The 15,233-nt window shown below is 70.4% G+C and carries 13 protein-coding genes; 7 read left to right on the top strand and 6 right to left on the bottom strand.

Features of this window, described 5'->3' with window-relative positions; genetic code table 11:
• Positions 1 to 177 precede the first annotated feature (177 nt).
• Complete coding sequence (locus JNW91_RS04895) at positions 178 to 4,113, top strand: ThuA domain-containing protein (protein ID WP_203173738.1); 3,936 nt, start codon at positions 178 to 180, stop codon at positions 4,111 to 4,113.
• A gap of 214 nt (positions 4,114 to 4,327) precedes the next feature.
• Here JNW91_RS04895 and JNW91_RS04890 read toward each other — a convergent pair whose 3' ends face one another.
• Positions 4,328 to 4,780 carry a septum formation initiator gene (locus tag JNW91_RS04890; protein ID WP_203173737.1) on the bottom strand — a complete coding sequence of 151 codons (453 nt, stop codon included), beginning with the start codon at positions 4,778 to 4,780 and terminating at the stop codon, positions 4,328 to 4,330.
• Between the two features lie 102 nt (positions 4,781 to 4,882).
• Between JNW91_RS04890 and JNW91_RS04885 the strand changes: the two genes are divergently transcribed.
• Positions 4,883 to 5,578, top strand: a complete 696-nt coding sequence (locus tag JNW91_RS04885) for a response regulator transcription factor (protein ID WP_203173736.1) — start codon at positions 4,883 to 4,885, stop codon at positions 5,576 to 5,578.
• Between the two features lie 241 nt (positions 5,579 to 5,819).
• Complete coding sequence (locus JNW91_RS04880) at positions 5,820 to 6,905, top strand: sensor histidine kinase (protein WP_309244229.1); 1,086 nt, start codon at positions 5,820 to 5,822, stop codon at positions 6,903 to 6,905.
• Positions 6,906 to 7,057: 152 nt separating this feature from the next.
• Here the strand turns inward: JNW91_RS04880 and JNW91_RS04875 are convergent, their stop codons facing one another.
• Positions 7,058 to 7,528, bottom strand: coding sequence for a winged helix-turn-helix transcriptional regulator (locus tag JNW91_RS04875; protein WP_203173735.1), 471 nt, complete (start codon positions 7,526 to 7,528; stop codon positions 7,058 to 7,060).
• A gap of 147 nt (positions 7,529 to 7,675) precedes the next feature.
• On the opposite strand from JNW91_RS04875, the gene JNW91_RS04870 reads away from it, so the two are divergent.
• On the top strand, positions 7,676 to 8,509 hold the full coding sequence (locus JNW91_RS04870) for an MBL fold metallo-hydrolase (RefSeq protein WP_203173734.1): 834 nt from the start codon (positions 7,676 to 7,678) through the stop codon (positions 8,507 to 8,509).
• Positions 8,510 to 9,015: 506 nt separating this feature from the next.
• Here JNW91_RS04870 and JNW91_RS33445 read toward each other — a convergent pair.
• Entirely contained in the window at positions 9,016 to 9,426 is a 411-nt protein-coding gene (locus JNW91_RS33445) for a hypothetical protein (protein ID WP_309244240.1), read from the bottom strand.
• Between JNW91_RS33445 and JNW91_RS33440 the strand changes: the two genes are divergently transcribed.
• Together JNW91_RS33440 and JNW91_RS04860 are read left to right on the top strand one after the other, a co-directional pair.
• Positions 9,319 to 9,558 carry a PepSY domain-containing protein gene (locus JNW91_RS33440; protein ID WP_309244239.1) on the top strand — a complete coding sequence of 80 codons (240 nt, stop codon included), beginning with the start codon at positions 9,319 to 9,321 and terminating at the stop codon, positions 9,556 to 9,558. The genes JNW91_RS33445 and JNW91_RS33440 overlap by 108 nt on opposite strands.
• 126 nt (positions 9,559 to 9,684) lie before the next feature.
• Positions 9,685 to 10,236, top strand: coding sequence for a DUF5872 domain-containing protein (locus tag JNW91_RS04860; protein WP_203173733.1), 552 nt, complete (start codon positions 9,685 to 9,687; stop codon positions 10,234 to 10,236).
• A 3-nt stretch (positions 10,237 to 10,239) separates the two neighbouring features.
• Here the strand turns inward: JNW91_RS04860 and JNW91_RS33080 are convergent, their stop codons facing one another.
• From JNW91_RS33080 to JNW91_RS04850, 3 genes are all read right to left on the bottom strand, one after another.
• Positions 10,240 to 10,374 (bottom strand): hypothetical protein, encoded by a 135-nt coding sequence (locus tag JNW91_RS33080; protein ID WP_255544984.1) that lies wholly within the window; start codon positions 10,372 to 10,374, stop codon positions 10,240 to 10,242.
• A gap of 81 nt (positions 10,375 to 10,455) precedes the next feature.
• Positions 10,456 to 11,658 carry a chitosanase gene (locus JNW91_RS33315; RefSeq protein ID WP_203173732.1) on the bottom strand — a complete coding sequence of 401 codons (1,203 nt, stop codon included), beginning with the start codon at positions 11,656 to 11,658 and terminating at the stop codon, positions 10,456 to 10,458.
• A gap of 240 nt (positions 11,659 to 11,898) precedes the next feature.
• A complete protein-coding gene (locus tag JNW91_RS04850) occupies positions 11,899 to 13,524 on the bottom strand; it encodes a glycoside hydrolase family 43 protein (RefSeq protein WP_203173731.1) in 1,626 nt (541 codons plus the stop codon).
• A 242-nt stretch (positions 13,525 to 13,766) separates the two neighbouring features.
• Here JNW91_RS04850 and JNW91_RS04845 point away from each other — a divergent pair, with 242 nt between their 5' ends.
• Positions 13,767 to 15,065 (top strand): extracellular solute-binding protein, encoded by a 1,299-nt coding sequence (locus JNW91_RS04845; protein WP_238424370.1) that lies wholly within the window; start codon positions 13,767 to 13,769, stop codon positions 15,063 to 15,065.
• Positions 15,066 to 15,233: the final 168 nt, after the last annotated feature.

The raw sequence follows: 15,233 nt of genomic DNA, 5'->3' as shown, positions 1-15,233 counted from the left end.
TAATTCGATCTTGCCTTAGCTGGTCGGCCCTGACCTGCGGAGATAACGCTCTCACGGATGATGGGAGAACGCTTGACGCGCCCGTGATCCAACCGCAACGATGCATTCGCATCCATCGTTCACCACCGCCTGGCGTGATCGGCGCACGCCGTCCCCGCACCGCGAAAGGACCCGACCGTGCGCAGATCCCTGAGATCGTGGCTCGGTGCCGTGCTGAGCGCGATCCTCGTGATGGGCGGCGTCGTCGCCGCGCCACCCACGGCCAGCGCCGCGCCGTTCACCGTGCTGGTGTTCAGCAAGACCGCCGGATTCCGGCACGGATCCATCACCCCCGGCATCACCGCCATCCAGCAACTCGGCGCCGCCAACGGGTTCACCGTCGAGACCACCGAGGACGCGGCCCAGTTCACCGACGCCAACCTGGACCGGTTCGCCGCCGTGATCTGGCTGTCCACCACCGGTGACGTGCTCAACGCCGCCCAGCAGGCCGCGTTCGAGCGCTACATCCAGGGCGGCGGCGGATACGTGGGAGTGCACGCCGCCTCCGACACCGAGTACGACTGGCCCTGGTACGGCGGCCTCGTGGGCGCGTACTTCGCGTCGCACCCGGCCGAGCAGACCGCCACCGTCAAGGTCGCCGACCAGGTGCACCCGTCCACCAGGACACTGCCGCAGCGGTGGAGCCGGTTCGACGAGTTGTACAACTACCGCACGAACCCCCGGGGCAACGTGCACGTGCTGGCCACCCTCGACGAGACCACCTACACCGGCGGGAGCATGGGCTCCGACCACCCGATCTCCTGGTGCCAGAACTACTCCGGCGGGCGCGCCTGGTACACGGGCCTCGGCCACACCGACGCGTCGTACACCGAGGCGGCCTTCCGTCAGCACCTGCTCGGCGGCATCATGACCGCGGCCGGCGCGGTCGACGCCGACTGCGGGCCCACCGTCACCAGCAACTTCCAGCAGGTGGAGCTGGCGAAGGGAGCTGCGGAGACCGGCGAGCCGATGAGCCTCACCGTCCTGCCCGACCGGGGCGTGCTGCACACCTCCCGCAACGGCGTGATCCGGCACACCGACGCCGCCGGCAACACCAAGGTCGCCGCCACCCTGCCGGTCTACACCGGCGACGAGGAGGGCCTACAGGGCATCAAGGCGGACCCGAACTTCGCCACCAACCGCTGGGTGTACGCCTACTTCGCGCCCCCGCTGAGCACACCCGGCGGCGGGGCCCCGGCCACCGGCACCCCGGCGGACTTCGCCGTCTGGGACGGCGTCAACCGGCTGGCCCGGTTCACCGTCAACCCGGACAACACCATCAACCTGGCCAGCGAGACGCTGATCCTGAACGTGCCGACCAGCCGGGGCATGTGCTGCCACGTCGGCGGTGACATGGACTTCGACGCGGCCGGCAACCTGTACCTGTCCACCGGCGACGACACCAACCCGTTCGACTCGGCCGGATTCACCCCGATCGACGAGCGGGCCGGGCGCAACCCGGCGTTCGACGCCCAGCGCACCTCGGCGAACAGCAACGACCTGCGCGGCAAGGTGCTCCGGATCAAACCGGGCGCGGCGGGCGGCTACACCATCCCGGCCGGCAACATGTTCGCGCCGGGCACCGCGCGGACCCGCCCGGAGATCTACGCGATGGGCTTCCGTAACCCGTTCCGGATGAGTGTGGACAAGGCCACCGGCGTGGTCTACCTCGGCGACTACGGTCCGGACGCGGGCACCGCCGACCCGAACCGGGGGCCGGCCGGCAACGTGGAGTTCGCCCGGATCGACCGGCCCGGCTTCTACGGCTGGCCGTACTGCACCGCCCGCAACGACGCCTACAACGACTACACGTTCCCGTCCGGGCCGTCCGGACCGAAGTTCGACTGCGCGGGCGGGCCGGTCAACAACTCGCCCAACAACACCGGCATCACCCAGCTGCCTCCGGCCATTCCGGCGTGGCTGCCGTACGGCGGATCCGGCTCCCCGCCGGAGTTCACCGGCGGCGGCCTGTCCCCGATGGGCGGGCCGGTCTACCGGTACGACCCGAACAACACCTCCGACGTGGCGTTCCCGGAGTACTACGACGGCACCTACTTCGCGGGCGAGTTCGGGCGTCGCTGGATCAAGAACATCAAGCTCGACGCGGCCGGCCAACCGTTGAAGATCAATCCGTTCCCGTGGACCGGCACGCAGGTCATGGACATGGAGTTCGGTCCGGACGGCGCCCTCTACGTGCTCGACTACGGCACCGGTTGGTTCAACGGTGACGCCAACTCGGCGCTGTACCGCATCGAGTACGCCCGCGAGGGCAGGGCACCCGTGGCGGTCGTCTCGGCGACCCCGACCAGCGGCACCGCGCCGCTGACCGTGGCGTTCTCCTCGGCCGGCACACTCGACCCGGACGGCGACCCGTTCACCTACGCCTGGGATTTCGACAACAACGGCACCACCGACTCGACCGCGCCGAACCCGAGCTTCACCTACACCACCAACGGGACCCGCAGCCCGACGTTGACCGTCCGGGACACCACCGGCAAGACGGGCACCGCGAGTGTGGTCGTCACGGTCGGCAACAGCGCGCCGGTGGTCACCGTGAACACCCCGTTGAACGGGCAGACCTTCGCCTTCGGCGACGCGGTGCCGTTCAGCGTCACCGTCACCGACGCCCAGGACGGCGCGATCAACTGTGCGCGGGTGAAGGTGAACTACGTCCTCGGGCACGACTCGCACGGACACCAGCTCGGCAGCGTGCAGGGCTGCACCGGGGTCATCCGGACCTCGGCCGACGGTGAGCACGACACCGCGGCGAACATCTTCGGCATCATCGACGCCGAGTACACCGACCTGGGCGGCGGCGGCCAGCCGCCGCTGACCACGCACACCCAGGCGGTCCTGCAACCGCGGGTGCGCCAGGCCGAGCACTTCGGTGACTCGTCCGGCGTCCAGATCGTCGCCGGGGCGGCCGGGCACGGCGGCGCCGCGGTCGGCTACATCGACAACAACGACTGGATTTCGTTCCGTCCGTACAACCTGACCGGCGTCCAGTCGTTCAGCGCCCGGGTCGGCGCCCCGGCCGGCGGTGGTGGCACCCTGGAGCTGCGGGTCGATTCACCCACCGGGCCGCTGGTGGGCTCGGCCACCGTCGTACCCACCGGCGGGTACGCCAACTTCGCAACGGTCACCGGTGGGGTCACCGCCCCGACCGGCACCCGGACCCTGTTCCTGGTCTTCAAGGGCACCGGCCCGTGGTTCGACATCGACGAGTTCACCCTCTCCGGCAGCCCCGGCGGCCCAGGGCCGGATCCCAACCCGCCGGGCGCGAACCTGGCCCAGGGCAAACCCGCTCGGGCGTCCAGCTTCGAAGGTGCGTTCGTCGCCGCCAACGCGTTCGACGGCGTGTTGAGCACCCGTTGGGGCAGCTCGTTCGGCGACCCGCAGTGGATCGACGTGGACCTGGGTGCCACGTACGACATCAACCGGGTGAAACTGACCTGGGAGGCGGCGTACGGCAGCGGGTACCAGATCCAGACCTCGACCGACGGGGTCACCTTCACCCCGATCCGGACGGTGACTGGCGGTGACGGCGGCGTGGACGACCTGACCGGCCTGAGCGGCTCCGGCCGGTACGTCCGGCTCACCGGCACCACCCGGGGCACCGCGTGGGGCTACTCGCTGTTCGAGTTAGAGGTGTACGGCGGCACCGGCGGACCCACCGGCCCGCCGGGCGGAAACCTGCTGCTGAACAAGCCGACGTCGACGTCCAGCAGCGAAGGGGCCGACGTGACCGGTGCCCAGGCGGTGGACGGCAACCTCGGCACGCGCTGGTCGAGCACGTTCTCCGACCCGCAGTGGATCCGCGTCGACCTGGGCAGCCCCACCGCGATCGGCCGGGTCAAGCTGAGCTGGGAGGCGGCGTACAGCAGCGCGTACCAGATCCAGACCTCGAACGACGGCACCACCTGGACCACCGTGAAGACGGTGACCGGCGCCGACGGCGGGGTGGACGAGCACACCGCACTCGGCGCCAACGGGCGGTACCTGCGGATCCACGGCACGGCCCGGGGCACCGGATACGGCCACTCCCTCTGGGAACTGGAGGCGTACACCAGCTGAACCACCACCCGGGTCCGCCCCCACCCCCGACTGGGCGGTGGGGGCGGACTCGCCTCGATCACTTGATGCTCAGTAGCTCCGGCGTAGCAGGCGCCGCCGAATTCGTTGTCGCCCTTGTTGCCCTCGTAGTCGGAGTTGATGCCGTAGCTCAGGTCGGTAAACCCGCAAGCAACACCGCGCTAGCGTCTCTCCATCCCCGACTTCGATACAGGCCCTAGTCGTCGGCGACGGCCACCGGCTCCGAGCCGATGCAGCGCACCTTGAGCTCGTGCTTGCCGGACGGCCCCTCGAAGGTGACCTCGACGTCGTCGTCCGGGCCACGGTCCACGTCGCGGACCCGGTAGCCCTGCCCGGGCGCCCAGGAGACGAGGCGTACGCCGCCCGCACCGCACTCGGCCACCGCCGTGCCGCCGTCGGTGGCGAACACCCGGCGGACCCCGGAGCTGGCGCTCGGCGCCACCGGCCCGGCGGAGGTGGCGCTCGTGGTGCCGGTCGGCACCGGCTCGGGCGAGGCGAGCGCCCGTTCGATCTCCGCCTCGCCGCGCACCCCGCCCGGAGTGCCGGTGATGCTCTCGCCGACCAGCCGGATGGCGCCCAACCCGATCAGGAGGGCCACGGCGGCGGTGGCCACCCACCCGGTGGCGATGAGGATCGAACGACGGCCCATCACCTGACTATCCCCGATCCATGGTTGTCGCCGGCACATCCGCACGCTAAGGCACGGTTAACGCCGGTCCCGGCCCCCGCCGCAGCGGCTAGCCTGCCACCTGTGGCGCGTCTACTGCTCATCGAGGACGACCTGACGATCCGTACGCCGCTGATCCGGGCGCTGCGCGAACGCGGGCACGCGGTGGCCGCCGCCTCGACCGCCATGGCGGGTCTCCGCGACGCGCTGGAGGACCGGCCCGACCTCGTCGTGCTCGACCTGGGCCTGCCCGACCTGGACGGACGCGAGTTGCTGCGGATGCTGCGCGCGGTCAGCTCGGTGCCGGTCATCGTGGCGACCGCCCGCGACGACGAGACCGAAATCGTCCGGGTGCTCGACGCGGGCGCCGACGACTACGTGGTCAAGCCGTTCACCGCGGCACAGCTCGACGCCCGCGTACGGGCGGTGCTGCGGCGGGGCACCTCCGGCGCGGACGCGCCCGACCCGTCGCTCGTCGTCGGCGGGCTGCGGATCGACCCCCGGGCGCGACAGGTCACCCTGGACGGAGTGGCGGTCGAGCTGACGCCCCGCGAGTTCGACCTGCTGCACCACCTCGCCGGCCGTCCCGGCCAGGTGGTCACCAAACGTGAGCTGCTCACCGAGGTCTGGCAGATCCCGTACGGCGGCGCCGACAAGACCGTCGACGTGCACCTGTCCTGGCTGCGTCGCAAGCTGGGGGAGAACGCCCAGCAGCCCCGCTACCTGCACACCGTCCGCGGTGTCGGGGTACGCCTCGAGGCGCCGGTGGCGCAGCCGTGAGGGCCCGGCTCGCGCTGCTGGTCGCCGCGGTCAGCGTGCTCACCCTCATCGCGTTCCTGGTGCCGCTGGCGTTGCTGGTCCGCACCGTCGCCGAGGACCGGGCGACCGTTCGGGCCACCGCCGACGCGCAGAGTCTGGTGCCGGTGGTCGGCACGCCGACGCGGCGACCATCCGGCTCACCGTCGAGCAGCTCGCCGCCGAGTCAGGTCGACCGGTCAGCGTCTTCCTGCCCGACGGGACGGTGCTCGGCGCCCCGGCGCCGCGTACCCCGGCGGTGGCCCTGGCGGCGCGCGGGCAGAGCCTTACCGGGGAGTCGGCGGCCGGGCGGGAGGTGGTCATCGCCGTGCAGGGCCGGGCGGACGGCACCGGGGTGATCCGCACCGTGGTGTCACGACACGAGCTGACCGCCGGGGTGACCCGGGCCTGGCTGGTGCTGGCCCTGCTCGGCGTGCTCCTGGTGCTGATCGGGCTGGCGGTGGCCGACCGGCTGGCCCGCACCCTGGTCCGGCCGATCAGCGAACTCTCCGCCGTGTCGCACCGGCTGGCGAACGCCGAACTGGACGCCCGTGTCACACCGGCCGGCCCAACCGAGCTGCGGGAGGTGGCCGGGGCGCTCAACCACCTGGCGGGCCGTATCCAGGTGCTCCTGGTGCAGGAGCGCGAGCAGGTCGCCGACCTGTCGCACCGGTTGCGTACTCCGTTGACGGCGCTGCGCCTTGAGGCGGAGTCGCTGCGCGACCCGGACGACGCGGCCCGCATCACCGCCGCCGCCGACGGGCTCGAACGCGCGGTCACCGGACTGATCCGGCAGGCCCGCTGGCGACACTCGCCGGCGGTCGCACCGGCCGCCTCGGACGCGGCGGCGATCGTCGCCGACCGGGTCGCGTTCTGGTCGGTGCTGGCCGAGGACACCGGCCGGGCCGTCACGCTCGACCTGGCCCCCGGCCCGCTTCCCGTCGGCGTGCCCGCCGACGACCTGATCGCGGCCGTGGACGCCCTGCTCGGCAACGTCTTCGCGCACACGCCCGACGGGACGCCGTTCGCGGTCCGGCTGGCCCGGGAGACGGGCGAGGTGCTGCTCACCGTCGCCGACGAGGGACCGGGCATGCCGGACGGGGCGGTCCGGCGGGGTGCCAGCGCGGCCGGGTCGACCGGTCTCGGCCTGGACATCGCCCGGCGCGCCGCGCAGGCGGGTGGCGGTCGGCTGGAGCTGCCTACCGGGCCGGGAGGCGGGGCGCAGGTGCTGCTCAGGCTCGGGCCGCCGGCGTTGCCCGCCCAGGTCGGCGGTGGCACCGCGTCCGCCGAGGACGGCTTAACCCGCCCTTAGACTAGGACGCTGAGGACGAGGCCGCCGATCGCGAGTGAGGACGCTGATCAGGGCGGCGACTCCGAATACGAGAGCAGGTCCCCGCCGGGTCGACGCCAGCGCGAGACCAATCACTTGGTTAGTTAGGCCCGGGGCGAGCGCAGAGAATGGATCTACGCCGGCATCCTCATCGTTCGGGGCAGTCGTGAAACGGCCACAGCGTCCTTGTCCACCACAGCGCCACGGTCGTCGACGAACTCCAAACGGACCGGCCGGCCTTCGGGTGTCGTCATGGCGTACGTGATGTCGGTGCCCTGTTCGGCTGGAAGATGAGCTTCTCCCCACGCGATCAAGGCCGCGAGAACGGGCATGACCGCTCGACCGGCATCGGTCAAGACGTACTCGTCACGGGAGCGTTCGCCGTTCTCCCGATAGGTGCGCCGATCGAGCAGCCCGGCGTCCACGAGAGCCTTCAGGCGCGCGCCCAAGGTTGCCGTCGGTACACCGATGCGCTGGAACTCGGCGAACTTCCTGCGCCCCAGAAATGCCTCCCGCAACAGGAGAAAATTCCACTTCTGGCCCAGCACACCAACCGTTCGGGCGATGGGACAGGATCTGTTGGCAGGAAAAGACGTGGCGTCCATCTCACCACTCTACTCTGACTTCAGAAAGTGAAGCAAGCATGCTAGGTTCGGTATACATAAGTCAGCGGCGGATGGTGCAGCGGGCGAAGCCACCGGGCATGCCGGTGCGGGCGATCCATCGGCACAGCGCAAGGAGCACGAGCACCCATGACAATCAGTTACGACATCTTCATCGCCGAGCCCGTTCCGCTGAACGTCCCCGAGCCGGTGCCCAACGGTGACCGGCGCATGTTCTCGCCCCTGTCAGTCACCCTCATCCAGGGCGAGAAGGACGCCGTCCTCGTCGACCCACCCCTGACCCGGGACCAAGCCACCGACGTCGCCGCCTGGGTCAAGGCCAGCGGCAAGAACCTCACCCACATCTTCGCCACCCACGGCCACGGCGACCACTGGTTCACCGCCGGCCTGTTGGCCGAGCGCTTCGGTGCACAGGTCGTCGCTTCGGCCGGCACCATCGGCGAGATGGGACGCAATGTCGCCATGCGGGAGCTCTTCTGGGACAAGTTGCTGCCGGGTCAGATCCCGGACGCGCCCGTCACGGCGACCGCGCCAGCGGGCAACCGGCTCGAACTCGAAGGCCACGAGCTGACCATCGTCGAGGTCGGTCACAGCGACACCGACGAGACCAGCGTGCTGCACGTTCCCGACCTCCAGCTGGTGGTCGCCGGCGATGTCATCTACAACGGCGTCCACCAGTTCCTGACTGAGTCCACGGGCGGCGGCCGCGACGCATGGCGCAAAGCCATCGAGGCGGTCGAAGGACTGCGGCCGCGGCTCATCGTCGCCGGCCACAAGAACAAGGAACTCGACGACGACGCCGCCCGCACCATCGCAGAAACCCGCCGTTACCTGGACGCGGTCGACGAGCTGCTCCCGCGATGTGACACCGCGCTCGACTTCTTCAACGCCATGCTCGACCGCTTTCCCGCACGGCTCAATCCCGGCGCCCTCTGGGGCAGCGCCGTCGCACTCTACGCCTGAATTTCGCCAGCGGCTCGGCAGCTCCCCAGGTTGACGGTTAGAGCTGGCCCCACCTACGGCCGATGACTCCGCTGGTCCGGGCCTGTTTGGCTGCTCTTACTTCGACAGCCACTGACGGCGATGTCGGTTGAAGTTGGCCCCATACCTTGGGGGCGCTGCCCACATCTCGCCGCCGGCCTGGCCTTTCTCGGCTAGTTGGATCGCGCACCGGCAGGTGTTGTGCGGAGATGTAGCCGCGGCACTGCTTTGAGGCTCGCTCGCACCGTTTGGACCATTCGGCCTGCTCGTGTCCCAGGTCACGGCGGGGGCGCGGGGCCTACCGGGTGGTGCCGATCTGTGGAACGATCTTGTCATGCCGATCGATCAACACCTGCTCGTGGCCTTTGCGACAACCACGATCGCATGATCGACATCTGGCTCCTACGCCTGGTCCAGCACTTATGAAACAGGGGCTAGCTTAGGGTCCGGATAGCGCGCCGCTATCCCGTTCCGGCCGATCCTCGATGTCACAACCGAGGAAAGGTGGACACGATGAAGCGCAGCTCTCTGCTCCTGGCGTCGGTCGGCGGGGCGACGGTGCTGGCGGTGGCCGGGGTCGCCGTCGGCGTGAACGCCGCCGACGAGTCACGGGCCGGCGGTACGACGCTCGCCGCCGCGACCGTCGCCCCGACCGCCACGGACGCGCCGGACGACAGTGCCACCCGCGGTACGACGGCCGCGCCGAGCTCCAGCGCCACTCCGTCGAGCGCCACCCCGTCGACGCCGGCGCGCCGGCGGTCGACGGGGTCGATCAGCAGCGGGCCGGCGAGATCGCGCTTGCCCGGGCCGGCGGCGGTCAGATCGTCGAGGTCGAGGCCGAGCAGGAGCACGGCCGACCGGTCTGGAGCGTCGAGATCGTCGCGGGGGACACCGAGCACGAGGTGGACGTGGACCGGGACAACGGCACGGTGGTCAAGGCCGAGCAGGAGCCGGTCGACGACGACGGGGACGATCGTGACGACGACGGCTCCGACGACGACGATGACGACAGGTCCGGCGACGACGACTGATCGGCCCCGGGTACCGCCGGCCGGCACGGGCGCACCGTGTCGGCCGGCGGACCGTTTCCGCACCTCGAAGGCCCAGCCCGAGCGCGCGGCAGGCATATGTGCGGCGGCCACGGGTAGCTGCCATCCATGGCTCGGTACACGAAGCCCGAACTCCGGGAACAGCTCAAGGAAGAGATCAAGGCCTCCGACAAGGGCGGTCGGGTGGGGCAGTGGTCGGCGCGCAAGTCGCAGCTGCTCACCCAGGAGTACAAGAAGCGCGGTGGCGGATTCCTGGGTGAAAAGGACGAGCGGCAGAAGTCCCTCCAGCGGTGGGGCAATGAGAAGTGGCAGACCAAGGAGGGTGACACGCGTGCCCGCCAGGGCGGTACGACGAGTCGCTACCTGCCCAAGCGGGCCTGGGAAGAGCTGTCGGACAACCAGAAGCGGGCGACCGACACCAAGAAGCGGGAAGCATCCCGGTCCGGCAAGCAGTACGTCGCCAACACCGGGCCGGCCAAGCGGGCGCGCAGGGACGCCACCACGGCGGGCCAGATGTCGGAGATGTCGGTCGCCGAGGCGGCGAAGCTCGTCCGTGGCCTGGACACCCGCCAGCTCAGGAGCGCCCTGCGACAGGAACGCGCCGGCAAGGACCGCAAGACGCTGGTCCAACGACTCCAGGCGGAACTCGACCGACGGTGACCGTCACAGGCCGGCGTAGGTGGTCAGGCCCTGCCGCAGGTGGATCTTCGGCCGGGACCCGACGATGTGCTCGTGCCGGCCCTTCCAGCCAGCTCGCCGATCAGCATCCAACCTCCTCGACCAGCCCGTCGCGACCACGCTAAACCTTGTCGCCGGCGTCCAGGCAAGATGCGCTCAGGGCGCCGCCCGCAGGCGACGCCCTGAGCTGATCCGCGGGACCTAGCCGATACGGAACTGTTCGCCGTAGACGGCGAACACCAGGGGCGTGTTCAGGTTGAAGTTGCCGTTGTTGAGGAACACCCGCTGGGCGGTGTCGACGCGGGACGTGTCCGAGTGGGCCTCCTCCTTCTTCATCTCGATGACCCGCTCGTCGAGGAACGCGTTGAGCCAGGTCCGCTCGTCGCCGCCCTGCGCCGGGGGCTTCGCGCGGGCGAGGGCGCGGCTGCGGATCTGGCGCATGCCCTCGTACCCGTGCATCACCGCCGCGTCGTAGTAGGCGAACTGGCCGAGCGCGCGGACCTGGTCGTTCTTGCCGTCGCGGACCGACGGGTTGAAGTACACCCGGTCCCGTTCGGCCTCCTGCGCGGCCCGGAAGACGGAGTCGTTGGCCGCGGTCTGCCAGTCGCGGCGGAAGTTGGGGTCGAGGCCGGCGTGCGAGTCGGTGCCGTTGACCGCGCGCAGCGCCGGCAGGTAGCCGGCCAGGACGTTGCCCGGCTTCGTCCGGGTGTACGCCTCGACCAGCTCCAGCATGTCGCCGGTGCCGGAGCAGAAGCCGATGATGCCGGCGGTGTAGCCGCGCCCGTCGCCGATGTCCTCGATGTAGGAGAACTGCGCGCGCCAGTCGAGCGAGGAGTTCTCCGCCGCCGAGACGAGCTGCATGGCGACGTCCTTCTTCGCCGGGTCGTCCAGGTTGGTGCCCGCCGGGGTGGTGGGAGTGGACGTTCCGCCACCGGGCAGGGTCCACAGCTGGTTGGACGTGCCCCCGCAGGTCCAGATCTGCAACCGGGTGCCGTTGGCCGTGCTCCGGTCGGTGACGTCGAGGCACTTGCCGGAGCCGGTGTTGACGAGCGCGCCGTTGCTGGCGGTCCACTTCTGGGCGGCGGTGTTGTTGCAGTCGTACAGCTGCACCTTCGCGCCGTTGGCGGTGGACGCGGCGGTGACGTCGAGGCACTTGCCGAGCGACCGGACGGAGTTGTCGGTGTTGCCGACCGTCCACGTCTGGGCGGCGCTGCCGTTGCAGTCGTAGAGCTGCACCGGTGTGCCGTTGGCCGGGTTGGCTCCGGCGACGTCGACGCACTTGCCGCCGAGGCCGGTGATCGGGCCGGCGGTCGCGGCGCTGGCCGACGGCAGACCGTAGCCGATCGCCGCGACGGCGATCAGCAGGCCGCCCACGGCGTAGGCGGCTGTTCTCTTACGCACCATGGTGTTCCTCGGGGAAGGGGCGGCACGCCGCCGACCGGTCGATGGCCCGGCGCGGCGATCGGCCCCGGCGGGCACCGCGAGCATCGGGAAACTGTATTAACAGATAGCAGTACGTCGATCAACTGTCAACGGCGACCGGAAGTCGCGGGAAGGGGCCGGCCCTACGCCGGCGCCAGTCAGGTCGGATCGGACGGCCGGGATGGGGACGGCACCCGCCCCCGCGGGTGCCGTCCGCGTGGCTCAGTGCTCCCGGTACGTGGCCAGGTCGAAGTCGGCGTGCACACCGTCGCCGCCGAGGTCCTGCACCCACAGGCCGAGGAACGCCCCGGTGAAGCCCCACGCCGCCGGTTCCCCGTCGATGATCAGCGCGGCGTGCTCGTCGGACAGGATCGTCGCGTCCAGGTCGACGGACAACCGCTGCCAGCCGGCGCCGAGGTCGTAGTCGAAACGCACCACCGGCCCGTCGAACACCGCCCGCAGGCCGACCCGGGTGACGCCGCTCGCGTCGACGGTCAGGTCGGGGTACGGGGTGCGCCGCCCGTTGTCGGAGCTGAGCAGCTCCAGCACCGTGCGCCCGTCGTCCGCCCGGGTGAGGTAGAGGTGGTGCCAGTTGAGGGTGTTGTAGTAGGCGGTGATCCCGGCGAGCTGACGGTGGTCGACCGGGTCGAACTCGACCACGGTCTCCAGCGAGCAGTGGGTGGCGCCGACGCGCCGCGCGACAAGACTGGGCGCCTGCCGGCCGACGGGGGACTGTCCACCGTGGATGCGCAGGTGCGACGGGCGGGTTCGCAGGTCGACCCAGTCCGTGGTGGCCGGTCGTCGCAGCGTCGACCAGCAGTGACCCAGCTCGGCGTCGTCGAAGTGGTCGGTGACCGGCTCCGCCGGCCACGGGTGCGTGGGCAGGTCGGGTGCGGCAACCTCATCGGCGGGCACGCCGCCCGGGACCCGGGGCCAGCCGCCGGACGGCCAGTCGACCCGCTGGATCGCGGTCTCCCTGCCCAGCACGCAGCTGCCCAGCGGGGAGTAGGGGCGCCCGACCAGGTGGGCCAGGTACCACTCGCCGTCCTGGGTACGGACCAGGCTGCCGTGCCCCGCCTTCTGCAACCGCAGATCGGGCCGGCCGACGGAGGTGAGCAGCGGCCCGTCCGGGTCCACCTCGTACGGCCCGAACAGCTCCCGCGAGCGCGCCACGGTGACCTGGTGCTCCCAGCTGGTGCCGCCCTCGGCGGTGATCAGCCAGTACCAGCCGTCGTGGCGGTACAGGTGCGGCCCCTCGGTGACCCCGACCGGAGTGCCGGTGAACAGGATGCGGGGCCGCCCGACGAGCCGGCGCGCGGCCCGGTCGTACTGCTGGATCTCGATGCCGCCGAAGCGGTCCCGGCCGGGCCGCCAGTCCGCGCTCATGCTCAACAGCCAGCTGGTGCCGTCGTCGTCGTGGAACAGTGCGGCGTCGAAACCGCGCCCGTGCAGCTTCACCGGATCCGACCAGGGGCCGGCGATGTCCGGGGCGGTGACCAGGAAGTTCTGCGGGTCCCAGTAGCCGCTGGCGAAGCTCGCCACATCGCTGTAGACGAGGTGGAACTCGCCGTCGTGGTAGGTCAGGTCGGGCGCCCACACGCCGTTGGAGTCGCCGCAGCCCCGCAGGTCGAGCAGGCGACGGTCGGTGATGATGCCGCCGAGGGTGCGCCAGTTCACGAGATCGCGGGAGTGGTGTATCCGTACCCCCGGATACCACTCGAAGGTCGAGGTGGCCAGGTAGAAGTCGTCGCCGACGCGCAGGATCGACGGATCCGGGTGGAACCCGGCGAGGACGGGATTGCGGATCGACCGGGCAGCGGTCGCCACGTCAGCGGTGTCGGTCGACACGAAGGCTCCTCTGGGTGACTCTGAAACTTCCGGAAACTTGCGGTCCAGGATGACTGGAAGTCCTGCCTACGCTAGCCGGTCTTCGCGCGATAGGACAGAGGGTCTTGACCGGTGGGGAACTTGCTCGTAGCGTCCCCGCCATCGATCGGTAATACCGGCGAAGCAATGAAAGTTCCGGAGATCCAGGTTCGAACCCTTGCCGGCTCGGCCGGCGTCCGAGCACCCCGTGAGTCCCCGAAGGGATGGATCATGACAGCGCACCTTTCCCGCCGAACGCTGCTCGGCCTCGCCGGCGCGGCGCCGGCGCCTACCTGCTCAGCGCATGCAGCGATGGAGAGTCGGACGACCCGAACGCTCCGCAGGCCATCAACTGGTGGCACATCCAGAACACCGAGCCGATGCTGCCGGTCTGGGCGGCCATGGCCAATGAGTACAAGACCGCGCACAGCAACGTGACGTTCACCATCCAGCCGCTGGAGAACGAGGCATTCAAGGCCAAGCTCACCACCGCCACCCAGGCCGGCGACCCGCCGGATTTGTTCCAGTCCTGGGGCGGCGGCGTGCTCAAGCAGCAGGTCGACGCGGGCCTCGTCAAGGACCTCACCGACGACGTGAAGGATCTGGTCGCCGGGATCCTGCCCGCCGCCATGCAGCCGTACACGATCGACGGCAAGATCTACGGCATCCCGTTCGACATCGGCATGGTCGGGTTCTGGTACAACAAGGAGCTCTTCACCCGCGCCGGTGTCACCGAGACCCCCACCACCTGGGCCGGCCTGCTCGACGTGGTCCGCAAGCTCAAGACCGCCGGCATCACCCCGGTCGCCCTGGCCGGCAAGGACAAGTGGCCGGCCCACTTCTACTGGTCCTACCTCGCGATGCGCATCGGCGGCGTCGGCGCGCTGCAGAAGGCCGTCGACGACAAGAACTTCGACACCCCGGACCTCGCCGCCGCGGGTGAGCGACTCAAGGAACTCGTCGACCTGCAGCCCTTCCAGAAGGGCTTCCTCGGCGCCGAGTTCGGCTCGCCCGACGGGCAGGCCGCCACCATGGGCAACGGCAAGGCGGCCATGGAGCTGATGGGGCAGTGGGCGCCGGCGGTCCAGGCGTCCAGCTCCACCAGCAAGAAGGGCATCGGCGACAAGCTCGGCTTCTTCCCGTTCCCCGCGGTGGACGGCGGCAAGGGCTCCGCCACGGAGGTCTTCGGCGGCGGCAACGGTTTCGCCGTCGGCAAGGACGCGCCGGCTGCCACCATCGACTTCCTGAAGTTCCTGCTCAGCGTCGACAACCAGCGTCGGTCCGCGCAGACCGGGGCGGTGCTGCCGACCGTCAAGGACGCCACCTCGGCCATCGCCGACCCCAACAACAAGGTCGTCGCGGAGACCCTGGCCAAGAACACCGGCTTCCAGCTGTACCTCGACCAGGCGTACGCGCCCGCGCTGGGGCAGCAGATCAACGACAGCGTCGCCGAGATCATCGCCGGCAAGAAGGCGCCCGCGGCGATCCTCAAGGACATCACGCAGGTGGCAAAGACCGTCTGACCGTGACCCGTCACCCATCCGTAGCCGGCCGTAGAACCCGAGTGGAGCAGGCATGACCAGGCCATCGACCGTGTCAGACACGAGGCGCGGCGACACGGCGACCGATCCGCCGGCACCGGGGCCGGGCACCGCGCGAAAGCGCGGCCGCCAGCCCCGGCCGGGCCGGGG

This window comes from Micromonospora parastrephiae (genome assembly GCF_016802865.1).
Classification (GTDB): Bacteria; Actinomycetota; Actinomycetes; order Mycobacteriales; family Micromonosporaceae; genus Micromonospora; species Micromonospora parastrephiae.
The sequence above is the reverse complement of the archived record's forward strand: the minus strand, read 5'-3'. Positions and strand labels throughout refer to the sequence as shown.